This is a genomic window from Tropicimonas sp. TH_r6, from assembly GCF_033101155.1.
Taxonomy (GTDB): domain Bacteria; phylum Pseudomonadota; class Alphaproteobacteria; order Rhodobacterales; family Rhodobacteraceae; genus Tropicimonas.
This window is the reverse complement of record NZ_JAWMPX010000020.1, coordinates 71133-82877: the sequence shown is the minus strand read 5'-3', so window position 1 is coordinate 82877 and position 11745 is coordinate 71133. Positions and strand designations below refer to the sequence as shown.

The following is an 11745-nucleotide window of genomic DNA, read 5'->3' as shown; positions in this document are numbered from 1 at the left end:
CACGGCTCGCGAAGGAGCCGCTTGCAACGGCATCGACTGACCGTGCTGTCCTCGATCAATCTGCCGGCCTTCAGAAGTCCACCGTGTCCAGTACGTCCAGCGCTTTGACCTCCACGTCCGGAAGTCCCTCCACGAGCGCCGCAGCAGATTGCTCAAGCAGCGGGAAGGTCTTGTAATGGCAGGGGATCACCGTCTTGAAGTCGAAGAACTTCCGGGCGGCGAAGGCGGCGCGCTTCATGTCCATGGTGAAATGCCCCCCGGCACAGAGGATGCCGATATCGGGCGCGTGCAACTCTGCCCAAAGGCCCATATCGGCTGTGACGTCGGTATCGCCCGAGAAATAGATGACATGCCCCTCGCCCGCGATCATGAACCCCGCCTCGCCTCCGGCGTAAACGGGCCCGGCGTCCGAGCCGAGCGAGGAGGAATGCACTGCGTTGACCATGGTCACGGCGACCGCGCCAAGCGCCACCGTGCCGCCCTTGTTAAAACCGATCGTGGCGACGCCCTCGCTGGCCTCCCAGTGACTCATCAGGTCGTAGATCCCGACCAGCGGCACGTCGAGTTCCCTTGAAAGCGCCAGCGCGTCGCCGGCATGGTCGCCATGGCCGTGACTCAGCAGGATATGGGTCGCGCCGGCGATGGCTTCGGCACGGCGACCCTCCGGAAAGACGGGGTTCCCGGTCAACCAGGGATCGACCAGCAGGACCTGGTCGGCAATCTCGATGCGGAAGCCGGAATGGCCGAGCCACGTGATCTTCATTTCGATTCTCCTCCGAAAAGAGCTAAGGCTTCGAAGAAAGCCTAGCCGGGGAGAGGCGAAATGGAAGGCCTCTTGCGCCAGGTTGACGGATATTGCGAGCGGACCGATTTCAGCTACTGGTCAGAGCCGGTCAACGCCGTCACCAATGTGGCCTTCCTCATCGCGGCCTGGCTGCTCTGGCGTCGGGTGCGCGGAGCGGAGCTGCCGCTTGCGACCGGGATGTGCGTCACACTGGCGGCGATCGGCATCGGGTCCTGGCTTTTCCACACCCATGCGACCATCTGGGGTGCAATCGCCGACACCACTCCCATCGCTGTCTTCATCCTGCTCTATATCTTCGCCGCCAATCGAGACTTTTGGACCATGCGGCTCCCCGTGGCCCTGCTCGCCACCGCTGGCTTCTTTCCGTTCGCCGCACTAACGATCCCGCTCTTTCAGCGGTTGCCCTTCTTCGAGATTTCGGCTGGGTACTGGCCCGTGCCGCTCCTGATCGCGCTCTATGCCGTCGGGTTGCGCAAGCGGGCGCCCGCAACGGCGCGTGGGCTCGCCATCGGGGCGGGGCTGCTCTGCTTGTCGCTCTTCTTTCGGTCCATCGATATGGGTGTCTGCGCCGCCGTCCCGCTGGGAACGCATTTCCTCTGGCATATCCTGAACGGGATCATGCTGGGCTGGATGATCGAGGTGTATCGGCGCCATGTGACGGCCCGGGCGAAACCGCTCAGTTCGTCTTGCGCTTCGGGGTGAAGGGAAGGGGCATCACCGGGACACCATCCTCGATCAGGCCGCGTGCCTCCTGCACATTGGCCTCGCCATGGATCGACCGTTCCGGCGCCTCGCCTTCGTGCATCGCCCGCGCCTCGCGCGCGAAGTCCCGGCCGACATAGTCGCTCTCTGTCTCGACCTTCTTGCGCAGCGTCTCAAGCGCCTTCTCGGCCTCGTTGGCCGGCTTGCTCAACGGTTTTTCCGGAGGGGTCTCGGCGCGGTTGTCGCTCGCTTTCACGGTTGGCGCCATCATCGCCTTGCCAACCTGGCCCGAGCCGCAGACCGCGCAGGTCACCATGCCCGAACCGCGCAGGGTTTCGAACGCATCCGCCGAGGCGAACCAGCTTTCGAACCGGTGACCGTCGGCACATATGAGACTGTATTTGATCATGCGCTTCAAATGTAACGTCTCGAGGGACGAATTCAAAGGGATCAGCGCGTCTGGCGCGGCTTGAAACTGCGCAGGATTTCCCGCAACTCCGGCTCGGCCACTTTCTTGCTCGCCTTTTTCAGGGAGAACCATTTGCGGCGGCGCTGCTTGCTTTCGCGATACTCCTTGGTCAGCGACTTCACCTTCAGCGGAAAGACCCAGACCGCACAGGGAATGTCCGGCCCCTGCCCATCTCCCAGCTTCGTGTAGGTATAGACGCCGATGCAGCGGTCTTCCGTCTTGCCGCGCACGCCGCCTTCTTCCCAGGCCTCGATGCCGGCCGCGCGATGGGGCGACACAGTCTCCATCGGCCAGCCCTTGGGGATGATCCAGCGCCTGCGCGTGCGCGATGTCACGAGGAGGACCTGCGGTTCGCCGCGCACGATCCGATAGCAGAGCGCACCATATTGCGTCCGCACGTCCTTGCCGAGCTTCAGTCCTTTCGGAAGTTTGATCGTTTCACCCAAATGCGCCTGCCTCTCCGGTCCTTCGCTGCTTGACCTGTTGTCATAAAAGTTCCACCTGTTGTACATCAGGTAGCAACTACACACAAATCGTTCAGTTTTTTGCTGATCTTTTGCACTTAATACGTGCCGCCTGAACGGGCAACTCCTTGCTGTTTCTCTGGGGCGACATCCCGCCGGAGGGCGACGTGCCCGCAGTGCCCGGACTTGACGCGCGAGATCCGTTCGGGAGGGTCCCGCGTAGAAATACGAGAAGATGTTCGTCCTGAGGGGGCACAGGTGACAGAACCGGAACAGGCGCGTTTCATCGGCGCGGAGATCTATCGCGGCTCCAGCTATGGCGCCTGGCATCCGCTCCGGGTTCCGCGTGTCTCGACTGTCATGGACCTTGCGCGGGCGCTGGGCTGGCTCTCGCCAGCGCAATACGTGACCTCGCCCAGAGCGAAGCCGGCCGCACTGTCGCTCTGGCACGCGCCCGACTACATCGCAGCGTTGCAACGCGCGGAATCCAAACAGGCGGTGACAGAAAACGAGCGGGACAGGTTTGGGCTCGGCACCCATTCCAACCCGGTTTTCCCGCAGGTCTATCGCCGCCCGGCCACCGCCGCCGGGGGCTCGCTTCTGGCCGGGGAACTGTTGGCAAAAGGTGGGGTGATCCACCATCCGGCGGGGGGGACGCATCACGGGCTGAAGGACCGGGCCAATGGCTTCTGCTATCTCAACGACCCGGTGCTGGGCATGCTGTCTTTACGCCGGGCCGGGATCCGGCGGATCGCCTATATCGACATCGATGCGCATCATCCCGACGGGGTCGAGACCGGCTTTGCCGGCGATCCGGAGGTGCTGATGATCTCGGTGCACGAGGAGCGGCGCTGGCCCTTTACCGGCGGGCTGGAGGAGGTGGCCGGCGGCGCTGCGGTCAACTTGCCGGTGCCGCGCGGCTTCAATGATAGCGAAATGGCGCTCGTGCGCGAGGCGTTGATCCTTCCGCTTGTGGAACGTTTCGCGCCGGAAGCCGTTGTGTTGCAATGCGGTGCCGATGCGGTGGTCGAGGATCCGCTGGCGCGGCTGTCGCTCTCGAACAATGCGCATTGGGAGATCGTCTCCGCGCTGCGCCCGCTCGCGCCGCGCTATCTCGTGCTGGGTGGCGGCGGGTATAACCCATGGTCGGTCGGGCGGCTCTGGACCGGAGTCTGGGCGGTTCTGAACGGGATCGAGATCCCGGATCGGCTGCCGCCTGAGGGCGAAGACCTGTTGCGGGCGTTGCGCTGGGAGGGCGACCGGCGGGGCAAGGCGCCGCCCGAACATTGGTTCACCACGCTGCGGGACCAGCCGCGCCCCGGTCCGGTGCGTGGAGAGATCCAAGAAAGACTGGCTTATCTGCGGCAGCGCGAAGGACTGCTCTGAGGCTCACGGACGAACACAATGCCGCGCATTTTATGCGTCTTCTTGTTCCGGGTCATTTGCGGGAAATCCGAACCGTGCCAAGCTCGATGCAATGAAGGGAGGCAAGCGGCGATGCTTTTCGAAATTGGCGGGCGGAAGACACCATGCGGCTGAACCGGCAGATTGCGGCCTGGTCGCGGCTGCGGCGGCGCAACCGGCACCGGCATTCCGCTGTCGCCTCGCATCGGCGCGGCCCGGTCACCCATGTGCTGATCCTGGACGGGACCCTGTCCACGCTCGATCCCGGCCGCGAGACCAATGCCGGGCGGACCTATCGCCTGCTGGCCGAGACGGGCGTGATTTCCCGGCAATCGCTCTTCTACGAGGCCGGTATCCAGTGGCGCGACTGGGCCAGTACGCGGGATGTTGCGTTGGGGCGCGGCATGAACCGCAAGATCCGTCGTGCCTATGGCTTCCTTGCCTCGCGTTACCGGCCGGGCGACCGAATCTATCTCTTCGGCTACTCGCGCGGCGCTTTCGCCGTGCGCTCGCTGGCGGGGGTGATCGACCGGATCGGGTTGGTGCGCGCGCCCAATGCGACGGTCCGCAATATCCAGCAGGCCTACCGCCACTATCAATGCGACCCGAACAGCGAGGCGGCCGCAACGTTCCGCAGGCGGATGTGCCACGCGGATACCTGTATCGAGATGGTTGGCGTCTGGGACACGGTCAAGGCGCTCGGGCTTCGTCTGCCGCTGCTCTGGCGGCTGACCGAGCCATCTCATGCCTTCCACAACCACGCGCTCGGTGCCCATATCCGCCACGGCTACCATGCGCTGGCGCATGACGAGACGCGCCTCGCCTTCGCGCCGGAGCTCTGGGAAACCCCGCCGGGGCGGACTGGCGGGGTCGAGCAACGCTGGTTCCCGGGCAGTCATGGCGATGTCGGCGGCCAGCTCGACGGCTTCGAGGCGGCGCGGCCGCGGGCCAACCTCTCGCTGGTCTGGATGCTGGAAAAGGCGGAAGCGGCGGGGCTGGAGCTTCCCTCGAACTGGCGCGAGCGTTTCCCCTGTGATGCCACGGCGCCCTCGGTCGGGTCCTATCGCGGCTGGGGCAAGCTGTTCTGGCTCCGTGCGCGCCGGCGCTATGGCTCCGATCCGTCGGAAAGCTTCCACCCGGCGATTGACCGCGATGCGGATCTCGCCCGGGCGGCAACCGCCAATGAGCATATCTCAACATCGCATTGAGCCGGTCGGCGCTTGCCTGGCACCAGTGTTAAAGGTGCGTTCCGCCGATCACGTTCTCTTAGAGGACGAGACGGAAGCAAGTAGCCCGCCGCCTGTGCCGTGTCCGGAGGCCGCCGCTCTAGCTCCGGAGCCTCCGGGCATTGGCGCGCGCCTCCGAGCGCAACGGCCCGACAGCTGCCCGCGTCACCGCGACCGGATCGCGTCCGGTCACGACGGCTTCTCCGGCGTCCTGCGCGGCGCGCGCAAAAGCCAGCGGCTTCTCGACGAGCATCCGCGTCGCTTCATGGGATGTCATTGTGCCCGTAAGCATCTGCCAGCCGCGCAACCAGATCACTTCTGACGCCGCGGCCCACATTTCCTGCTCTTCGATTGCCGCCTTCTGCCAGTTGGAGCTGGACTGGAAAAGGAACCCAAACCCGTACATTTTCTTGCCTCGGAAGTCGTTGTTCCGAAAGTGTTAACGACGAAGGATGAAAATTTCCTCAATGACGTTGAGTCACACGTCAATGGCGTCAGGCAAGGTTTCTTACAGGTGCGCGGGTGCCTCAGGCGACGTCTTGAAGGACGCGATGCGGGGCAACACCGAGCGCGTGGCAGATGTCATGCGTCAGGTGCGGCTTGTTGAGCGTGTAGAAATGCAGGTGGTCTGCGCCGCCTTCGGCCAGATCGGTGCAAAGCTCGGTGGCCACGGCGATGGCCAGCAACTCCTCGCGCTCGTCGCGCGCCGCCTGGGCGAAGGCGTCGTCGAGCCAGGTCGGGACCGTCGCGCCACAGCGCTCGGCGAAGCGCCGCGTGTTCGCCCAATGCTCGATGGGCAGGATGCCAGGCAGGATCGGCTTGTCGATCCCGGCTTTCACGCAGGCATCGCGGAACCGGAAGAACGTGTCGGCCTCGAAGAAGAACTGGGTGATCGCGGCGTCCGCCCCGGCATCGAACTTGCGCTTGAGCCAGTCGATATCGGCGTGATCGCTGGTGGCTTCGGGGTGGCGGTCCGGATAGGCGCCGACCCGGATGGTGAAATCGCCCGTCTCGCGCAGCGCCGAAATCAACTCGCAGCTATCGGCGAATCCTTCGGGATGCGGCTCGAATCGGTCTGCGCCTTTCGGCGGGTCGCCCCGCAGCGCGACGATCTCGGTGACACCCGCCTCGGCATAGCCGCGCGCGATCTCCAGCGTCTCGGCGCGGGTGGCGTCGACGCAGGTCAGGTGGGCGGCGACCTTGAGATCCGTGGTGCGGTGAATTGCGGAGACGGCTTCATGGGTTAGCCGACGCGTTGTTCCACCGGCGCCATAGGTCACGGAGACGAATTCCGGCTTCAGCGGTGCGAGCGCCTGCACGGTCTCATGCAGCCGAAAAGAGGCCTCCACGGAACGGGGCGGAAAGAATTCGAAAGAGACGGTCGGCGCGGTCATGACGATTTCGGGTCCTCTTGTGTCGGTTTTTGATCTCGCATATCTCGGCCGGTGAAGCAATTTCATAATTTTCACGAAGATCATGAGTCGCGCATGCATGTCGAGCTCCGCCACCTCCGTACCATCAAGGCGATCCACGAAGCGGGCGGCCTCGCCCGGGCAGCGGAAATCCTCAATATCACCCAATCCGCGCTGAGCCACCAGGTTAAGGGATTGGAAGAGCAGGCGGGGATGGAGCTTTTCGCACGGCGCTCCAAGCCGCTCAAGCTCTCGGCCGCCGGCTTGCGCATGTTGCGGACGGCGGAGCGGGTTCTGCCGGAGATGGTGGCGCTGGAGGAAGAGTTTCGCGGGCTGCGAAATGGCAAGTCGGGCCGGCTGCATATCGCCATCGAGTGTCACGCCTGTTTCGAATGGCTCTTCCCGGTGCTGGAGGAATTCCGCAAGGCCTGGCCGGATGTCGATGTCGATATCCGCCCCGGGCTTGCTTTCGGAGCGCTGCCAGCACTTTGGAAAGAGGAGGTCGATATCGTCATCTCCTCCGATCCCGAGAAGATTGACGGTGTCACGTTCAACCCTCTTTTCGACTACTCGCCGGTCTTCGTCGCATCCTCGCGGCACCCGCTGGCGGAACGCGCCTTTGTTGATGCGGAGGATTTCCGCAACGAGGTGCTGATCACCTACCCGGTCGAACGCAGCAAGCTCGACGTATTCAGCCAGCTTCTGATGCCGGCCCGGATCGAGCCACGAGGGGTACGTCAGGTCGAACTGACAGCGGTGATCCTGCTGCTGGTCGCGTCCAATCGCGGCGTCTCTGTGCTGCCGGACTGGGTTGTGCGCGAGGTACGCTACAATTCGGATTATGTGACCCGCCCGTTGACGAAGGCGGGGCTGACCCGGCGGCTCTATGCGGCAAGCCGGTCGGACGAGATCGAGAAGCCCTTCATGGCGCATTTCCTGCGCCTGGCGCGGACGGTTCCCGTGCGACTCCAACGCGAGAGCGCCTAAGAGGACTGGAAGCCGGTGGGTCTGAGCGCTGATCGGCATGGTTTGCGCTGTCCCCGCGGCGAAGGGCGGCAAGGTCCGCAAGCCCGCTCCGGCCAAAAGCGGCTCGACGACTTGCTGCACACGCATCCCGGGGGCTCGTGGCGGAGTTCTGCGCCAACTGGCGAACGCTCTTTCCATCCGCCAGCCTGACCGCTATATGCGCGGCTTGAACATCGAGGAGCCGGGCAGATGCAGGGCAGCGCAAATCTCAACGTCATGATCAAGGCCGCCCGCGCGGCAGGCCGCTCTCTGGTCAAGGATTTCCGCGAGGTGGAGAACCTTCAGGTCGGCTCGAAAGGGCCGGGCGATTTCGTTACGCGGGCAGATCTGCGCGCCGAGGAGATCATCCGCGAGGAGCTCACCAATGCCCGCCCCAATTACGGTTGGCTTGGCGAGGAAAGCGGCGAGGTCGAGGGCAAGGACCCCACCCGCCGTTGGATCGTCGATCCGCTCGACGGCACCACCAACTTCCTGCACGGCCTGCCCCACTGGGCTGTCTCCATCGCTCTGGAGCACAAGGGCGAGATCGTCTCCGGTGTCATCTTCGACGCCGCCAAGGACGAGATGTTCTTTGCCGAAAAAGGCACCGGGGCCTGGCTCAACAATGATCAGCGGATTCGTGTCTCCGGCCGGTCCCGCATGATCGAATCGGTCTTCGCGACCGGCATCCCCTGGGGCGCAAAGCGAACGCTTCCGGCGACCATGCAGGACCTCGCCAAGCTCATGCCGCAATGTGCGGGTGTGCGTCGCTGGGGCTCCGCCGGGCTCGACATGGCCTATGTCGCCGCCGGGCGCTACGAAGGCTATTGGGAGCGCGAAGTGAATGCCCATGACATCGCGGCCGGGATCGTGATCGTCCGGGAGGCGGGAGGCTTCGTCGAGCCGCTCTACACGGGACGCGAAATTTTTGCCGATCGCATGATCATCGCGGGCAACGGCGAAGTGTTCACAAAATTCGCCGAGACAATTCGCAGCCGTTAATCTGTCCATTTGGCGCCACAATCGATGGATAGTGTGGAGTCATGACACAGATTGCATTCCTCCGGCGGCTTGTTTCCCGCTTCCAGTCCGATGATCGCGGTGCGGTAACCGTCGACTGGGTAGTCATGACCGGTATCGTGGTTTCTCTTGCGCTTGGATCGATCCATATCTGGCGCAACAGCTCGCAGGATACGGCAGAGGCGATTGCCACGACGACGGCCGATTTCGAGATCAAGACATCGTTCTGACGAGTGTGAGATCCGGACAATGTCCGGACTTCAGTTGCGGTGGTCGCCACGGGACGAATTTCCGCGTGGGCGCCCAACTCTGGGTATGTTGCTTCGGCTATACTGTGCAGCCGGGTGCGGAGGTTTGCCGCGTGTTTCGCTCCAGAAGTCGGAACCGCCGACACGTAACCAGGTCGGAAACGCCAGAATGGCGCCAATCACGAATCCCCCTGCATGTGCCCAATAGGCGACGCCCGCCGCGTCGGGATCCGACATGACGCCGCCGACAAGCTGAATCCCGAACCAGAGCGCCAGCATTGCCCAGGCGGGAATCGAAAAGATTTTGAAAAAGATGATTACGATCAGCAAGATGTCCACACGCGCTCGTGGGAAAAGAAGCATGTAGCCGCCCATTACCCCGGCAATGGCGCCCGAGGCGCCGACTGTCGGTACAGAGGAGCCTTGCGAAAGCAGCACATGCACGAGCCCAGCCAGGATCCCGCTCAAAAGGTAGAACAGGGCAAAACGGGCATGTCCCATCTCGTCCTCAAGATTGTCGCCGAAGATCCACAGGAAGAGCATGTTGCCGAGCAGGTGCCAGATACCGGCATGCAGGAAAATCGAGGTCACAAAGCTCGACAGGCTCGGTCGTGCCGGGATCAGGGCGTATTTCTCATAGAGCGCGATCAGCGCGTGGGGCTGATCCATCAGGCTCCAATAGCTCAGGAATATCAATATGTTTGTCGCAATCAGCGCGAAGGTCACGTAAGGCGTGCGGCCCGAGGGATTGTGATCGCGGATTGGAAACATGAGGTCAGGCTATCGGCGCGGGGCGTTGGGTCAAGGGGGAAGGCGCGCCAGTCTCCCCTTGCCGCCAATGCGCGAACGTCCTAGGTCGAACGCGTCGCGGGCGTGGTGGAATGGTAGACACAAGCGACTTAAAATCGCTAGGGCCTGGCCCGTGCGGGTTCGACTCCCGCCGCCCGCACCAGCGCCATTTTGATCGACCTTTCGCAATGTCCAACATCCAGGACGAATTGCCTTCCGCAGATCGGAACCGCCGGAGCGAGCGCCCGGCCCGTGCCAAAATGATGTCGCGCACCCCCTTGATACCGGAGCAGTGGGCGACCTATCTCACATACACGAGAAACGGGCGCGAACGGCGTCGAAGGGAATATGGAATGCGCAACGCAGCCTCGATGCTGGGCGTGATCGGTGGGTTGCTCGCCATGATCGTTGGTTTCTTCGGATTCGGCTACACGGAACTGGTTCGGACCTACAGTGAAGTTGGAGACGCCCTGGGTCATGTGGAGCAGATGGACCTGATCCGGATCTCGAGCTTCCTCGCCCCACTTCTGGCAATCGCCGGTGGCGCGATGTCGAAGGCGCGCGCGCTTTGGGGCGGAGGGTTGATGCTCGCCTCCGGGGCGCTGATGTATCACGCCTTCGGTTTTGGCGTCTTCACCATGTTCCCGATCGGGTTCTGCGTCACGGGTGGTTTCCTCGCCCTGGCCGCGGGCAAACCGGACGAACCCAAGCCGCATTTCTGAGACAGAAAAGGGGCCCTTCACAGGCCCCTTTCAACTGTTGCGTTCCCGGTCTCAGGCCAGCGCCATTTCCGGCACGGTCTCCGGTACGATCAGCGTCGCGGCAGTCGCGGCAATGACCTCCTCAACCGTGACCCCCGGGCCCGTCTCGCGCAGCACGAGCCCGTCCTCGGTCGGTTCGATCACGGCCATTTCGGTCACGATCAGGCTGATGCGACGCGCCGCCGTCAGCGGCAATGTGCATTCCGGCATGATCTTCGGGTTGCCCTTTGCGGTATGCACCATGGCGACGACGACCTTCTTGGCACCGGCCACAAGGTCCATCGCGCCGCCCATGCCGGGGACCATCTTGCCCGGGACCATCCAGTTGGCCAGATAGCCGCGCTCATCGACCTGCAATCCGCCGAGGACAGTCATGTCGAGATGACCGCCCCGGATCAGGCCGAAGGACATGGCCGAGTCGATAGAGGCTGCGCCGGGCACGGCAGTGACGAAGCCGCCGCCGGCATCGGTGAGGTCGGGGTCTTCCATGCCTTCGGGCGGGCGGGCGCCGAGTCCGATCACGCCGTTTTCGGCCTGAAAGAAGATGTCGACATCCTCGGGCAGGAAATTGGCGACCATCGACGGCAGACCGATGCCGAGATTGACCAGCATGCCGTCGGTGATTTCAAGGGCGACGCGGCGGGCGATGACTTCCTTGGCGTTCATCTCAGTGCTCCCGTTCCAGAAGGTGGTCGACCAGGATGCCGGGCGTCTTGACCGCATCCGGCGGGATGGCGCCCACGGGCACGATCACATGCGGCTCGGCGATCACCGTGTCGGCGGCCAGCGCCATGACCGGGTTGAAGTTATGCGCCGTCAACGCGTATTCGAGGTTGCCCTTGTAGTCGGCCTGCTTGGCCGCAATCAGGGCGAAATCGCCACGGATAGGCTTTTCGAGCAGGAATTTCTTGCCGTCGACCTCGATGACTTGCTTGCCGTCCTCGACGGGCGTTCCAAGGCCGGTTGCGGTCAGCACGCCGCCCAGGCCGACACCGCCAGCGCGGATGCGCTCGACCAGCGTGCCCTGCGGCACCAACTCGACCTCCATCTCGCCGGCGATCATCTTGGCCTGGGTTTCGGGATTGAGGCCGATATGGCTGACAATGGCCTTCGCAACGAGGCCGGCGGTGACCAGCTTGCCGATGCCGTGACCCGGCATGGCCGTATCGTTGGCCACGACCGTAAAGCCGCCGACGCCGCGCTCCACAAGCGCATCGATCATTCTTTCCGGTGTTCCGACGGCCATGAAACCGCCGATGAGCAGGACCGACCCTTCCGGGATCAGCTCCGCTGCCGCTTCAAGTCGTGTGGCTGTCTTCATGTGTCCTTCCTCTGGCACTGATCCGTGCGCTGCTCCTATAGTACGTATTGCCGTCAATTGACGGAGGCATGTCAAGGTCATTTTGCAACCGGTTGCAAAAGTGGCGGGCAGGCGCGACA

General features: G+C 63.5%; 15 protein-coding genes and 1 tRNA gene. 8 read left to right on the top strand and 8 right to left on the bottom strand.

What is annotated here, in order from left to right:
* Window positions 1–70 precede the first annotated feature (70 nt).
* Window positions 71–763 carry a metal-dependent hydrolase gene (locus R3X27_RS17865; protein ID WP_317710235.1) on the bottom strand — a complete coding sequence of 231 codons (693 nt, stop codon included), beginning with the start codon at window positions 761–763 and terminating at the stop codon, window positions 71–73.
* A gap of 60 nt (window positions 764–823) precedes the next feature.
* Between R3X27_RS17865 and R3X27_RS17860 the strand changes: the two genes are divergently transcribed.
* The gene (locus R3X27_RS17860) at window positions 824–1507 is read left to right on the top strand and encodes a ceramidase domain-containing protein (protein WP_317710234.1); all 684 of its coding nucleotides are present in this window, start codon (window positions 824–826) and stop codon (window positions 1505–1507) included.
* On the opposite strand, the gene R3X27_RS17855 is transcribed toward R3X27_RS17860, so the two are convergent.
* Window positions 1482–1916 (bottom strand): DUF1178 family protein, encoded by a 435-nt coding sequence (locus R3X27_RS17855; protein WP_317710233.1) that lies wholly within the window; start codon window positions 1914–1916, stop codon window positions 1482–1484. The genes R3X27_RS17860 and R3X27_RS17855 overlap by 26 nt on opposite strands.
* A gap of 41 nt (window positions 1917–1957) precedes the next feature.
* A complete protein-coding gene (locus tag R3X27_RS17850) occupies window positions 1958–2422 on the bottom strand; it encodes an NUDIX hydrolase (RefSeq protein ID WP_317710232.1) in 465 nt (154 codons plus the stop codon).
* Between the two features lie 276 nt (window positions 2423–2698).
* On the opposite strand from R3X27_RS17850, the gene R3X27_RS17845 reads away from it, so the two are divergent.
* Together R3X27_RS17845 and R3X27_RS17840 are read left to right on the top strand one after the other, a co-directional pair.
* Window positions 2699–3826, top strand: a complete 1128-nt coding sequence (locus R3X27_RS17845; RefSeq protein ID WP_317710231.1) for an acetoin utilization protein AcuC — start codon at window positions 2699–2701, stop codon at window positions 3824–3826.
* Between the two features lie 143 nt (window positions 3827–3969).
* The gene (locus R3X27_RS17840) at window positions 3970–5052 is read left to right on the top strand and encodes a DUF2235 domain-containing protein (protein WP_317710230.1); all 1083 of its coding nucleotides are present in this window, start codon (window positions 3970–3972) and stop codon (window positions 5050–5052) included.
* Window positions 5053–5170: 118 nt separating this feature from the next.
* On the opposite strand, the gene R3X27_RS17835 is transcribed toward R3X27_RS17840, so the two are convergent.
* Both R3X27_RS17835 and metF read right to left on the bottom strand, forming a co-directional pair.
* Complete coding sequence (locus tag R3X27_RS17835) at window positions 5171–5476, bottom strand: antifreeze protein (RefSeq protein WP_317710229.1); 306 nt, start codon at window positions 5474–5476, stop codon at window positions 5171–5173.
* Between the two features lie 121 nt (window positions 5477–5597).
* Window positions 5598–6464, bottom strand: coding sequence for a methylenetetrahydrofolate reductase [NAD(P)H] (metF, locus tag R3X27_RS17830; protein ID WP_317710228.1), 867 nt, complete (start codon window positions 6462–6464; stop codon window positions 5598–5600).
* Between the two features lie 93 nt (window positions 6465–6557).
* Between metF and R3X27_RS17825 the strand changes: the two genes are divergently transcribed.
* The 3 genes from R3X27_RS17825 to R3X27_RS17815 all read left to right on the top strand — a co-directional run bounded on the left by R3X27_RS17825 (window position 6558) and on the right by R3X27_RS17815 (window position 8737).
* Complete coding sequence (locus R3X27_RS17825) at window positions 6558–7469, top strand: LysR family transcriptional regulator (protein WP_317710227.1); 912 nt, start codon at window positions 6558–6560, stop codon at window positions 7467–7469.
* 228 nt (window positions 7470–7697) lie between these two features.
* On the top strand, window positions 7698–8489 hold the full coding sequence (locus tag R3X27_RS17820) for an inositol monophosphatase family protein (RefSeq protein ID WP_317710226.1): 792 nt from the start codon (window positions 7698–7700) through the stop codon (window positions 8487–8489).
* A gap of 41 nt (window positions 8490–8530) precedes the next feature.
* Window positions 8531–8737, top strand: a complete 207-nt coding sequence (locus R3X27_RS17815; protein ID WP_317710225.1) for a hypothetical protein — start codon at window positions 8531–8533, stop codon at window positions 8735–8737.
* Window positions 8738–8767: 30 nt separating this feature from the next.
* Here R3X27_RS17815 and R3X27_RS17810 read toward each other — a convergent pair whose 3' ends face one another.
* Complete coding sequence (locus tag R3X27_RS17810) at window positions 8768–9526, bottom strand: rhomboid family intramembrane serine protease (protein WP_317710224.1); 759 nt, start codon at window positions 9524–9526, stop codon at window positions 8768–8770.
* Between the two features lie 96 nt (window positions 9527–9622).
* On the opposite strand from R3X27_RS17810, the gene R3X27_RS17805 reads away from it, so the two are divergent.
* Together R3X27_RS17805 and R3X27_RS17800 are read left to right on the top strand one after the other, a co-directional pair.
* Window positions 9623–9707, top strand: a tRNA-Leu gene (locus R3X27_RS17805).
* A gap of 190 nt (window positions 9708–9897) precedes the next feature.
* The gene (locus R3X27_RS17800) at window positions 9898–10266 is read left to right on the top strand and encodes a hypothetical protein (RefSeq protein WP_317710223.1); all 369 of its coding nucleotides are present in this window, start codon (window positions 9898–9900) and stop codon (window positions 10264–10266) included.
* A gap of 51 nt (window positions 10267–10317) precedes the next feature.
* Here R3X27_RS17800 and R3X27_RS17795 read toward each other — a convergent pair whose 3' ends face one another.
* Both R3X27_RS17795 and R3X27_RS17790 read right to left on the bottom strand, forming a co-directional pair.
* On the bottom strand, window positions 10318–10971 hold the full coding sequence (locus tag R3X27_RS17795) for a 3-oxoacid CoA-transferase subunit B (RefSeq protein WP_317710222.1): 654 nt from the start codon (window positions 10969–10971) through the stop codon (window positions 10318–10320).
* A gap of 1 nt (window position 10972) precedes the next feature.
* Complete coding sequence (locus R3X27_RS17790; RefSeq protein WP_317710221.1) at window positions 10973–11626, bottom strand: 3-oxoacid CoA-transferase subunit A; 654 nt, start codon at window positions 11624–11626, stop codon at window positions 10973–10975.
* Window positions 11627–11745: the final 119 nt, after the last annotated feature.